This window comes from Microvirga sp. P4_G7 (assembly GCF_056401005.1).
Window position 1 is genome coordinate 1 of sequence record NZ_JBFUKD010000704.1, and the last position, 1,843, is coordinate 1,843.

The window sequence follows — 1,843 nt, forward strand, 5'->3', positions numbered from 1 at the left end:
GTGCTGGGAGGCAGAGCTGGTTACGTGCTGTTCTACAATCTCGGGGCTTACCTCGCGCAGCCGCTCGAGATTTTTGCGATCTGGCATGGCGGCATGTCTTTTCATGGCGKCCTGATCGGGGCCACGCTTGCCATCGTCGCCTTTTCCCGCAAGCGCGGTCTCAACGCCCTCACGATCCTCGATCTCGCCTCGACGGTCGCGCCGATCGGCCTCTTCTTCGGACGCATCGCCAACTTCATCAACGGCGAATTGTGGGGGCGTCCGGCACCTGATTTCGGCCTTGCCGTCGTCTTTCCGCACGCGGGTCCCCTGCCCCGCCATGCGAGCCAGCTCTACGAGGCACTCGGCGAGGGATTGATCCTGTTTCTGATCATGTCCTTCGCGGTTCGGACGCTCGGCTTTCGCAAACCCGGCTTTCTCAGCGGGATCTTCATCACGGGCTACGCGATCGCACGCATCGTCTGCGAATTTTTCCGCGAGCCGGACGCACAGCTCGGGTTTCTGTTCGGATCGTCCCTCCAGGCGCTTGGAGGCGGTATCACCATGGGGATGGTGCTGTCCTTGCCATTGATCGCGCTCGGCATCGTCTTGGTGTGGCTTGCCGCTCGCGGTCACACGTACACGGCGACAAGGCCGGCGTGACGCCGTTCGAGACCCGTGTGCGAGAAGTGATCGCCCTCGAGGGACCGATCACGCTCGAACGCTATATGGGACTTTGCCTCCAGCATTATTATGCAACGCGCGATCCACTCGGCGCCCGTGGCGATTTCACCACCGCACCGGAAATCAGCCAGATCTTCGGCGAGCTGCTCGGCCTTTGGGCGGCCGAAACCTGGATCGCCCTCGGTCGCCCGTCCCCGTGCCGTCTGGTGGAGCTCGGGCCCGGCCGAGGGACGTTGATGGCGGACGCCCTGCGCGCGGCCAAGGTCGTCCCAGAATTTCGTGCCGCCCTCACGGTTCATCTCGTCGAGACGAGTCCCTCGTTGCGCGACCGTCAACGGGCGACATTGGCCGCATCACAAGCGGAAGTCGCCTGGCATGAACGCATCGAGGATGTGCCGGAGGGCGTGGGAATTTTCCTCGCGAACGAGTTCTTCGATGCATTGCCGATCCGGCAGTACGTGGCGACCGAACGCGGCTGGTGCGAGCGCCTGGTCGGCTTGGACGAAAATCGGCTCACTTTCGGATTGAGCGCCGAACCTGAATCGATCTCTCGGACGCCGGTCCACCTCGGAGATGTGGTGGAAATCCCGACGGCTTCGATCGCGATCGCAGACACTCTCTCGCGGAGATTGCGCTCATCGGGGGGCGCCGCACTCATCATCGATTACGGCTATTGGGGCCCCGCCCTTGGCGACACCTTGCAGGCGTTGCATGCACACCAGTTCAGCGATCCGCTCGACAGGCCCGGCGACGCTGATCTTACGACGCATGTGGATTTTCACTGGTTGGCTAGGGCCGCTGCCGCGCAGGGCGTGCGATGGCACGGTCCCCTGCGGCAAGCGGACTTCCTGGCGGCGTTGGGGATCGAAACACGCGCGCATTCGTTGAAACAGCGCGCGACGACGCCGCAAGCGGAGGCGATCGATCACGCTGTCGCCCGCCTGACGGACACGAGCGAAAGAGGAATGGGGGAGCTCTTTAAGGTTTTGGCGCTAACCCGTGCGGACCTCGACGCGGCCATCGGGCTTCCAGCTGGAACAGCCTTCACGACGGGATAAGGGAAACGATGTTTATCGAAGCGCCGGAGCTCRCCTCCTATCCGAACCTGAGACACGCTTTCTTCACGCGTCAGGGCGGTGTCTCGACGGGCATTTACGCATCCTTGAACGGCGGTCTCGGC

The 1,843-nt window shown here is 63.1% G+C and carries 2 protein-coding genes and 1 pseudogene; all 3 read left to right on the forward strand.

The features are described from left to right. On the forward strand, positions 1-642 hold a 642-nt coding region (lgt, locus tag AC1DT3_RS19760; protein ID WP_477466917.1), incomplete at its 5' end, for a prolipoprotein diacylglyceryl transferase. After that, the gene (locus AC1DT3_RS19765; RefSeq protein WP_477466918.1) at positions 639-1,721 is read left to right on the forward strand and encodes a class I SAM-dependent methyltransferase; all 1,083 of its coding nucleotides are present in this window, start codon (positions 639-641) and stop codon (positions 1,719-1,721) included. The genes lgt and AC1DT3_RS19765, both read left to right, overlap by 4 nt. An 8-nt stretch (positions 1,722-1,729) precedes the next feature. Next, positions 1,730-1,843, forward strand: a pseudogene (locus AC1DT3_RS19770) (polyphenol oxidase); the annotation flags it as partial.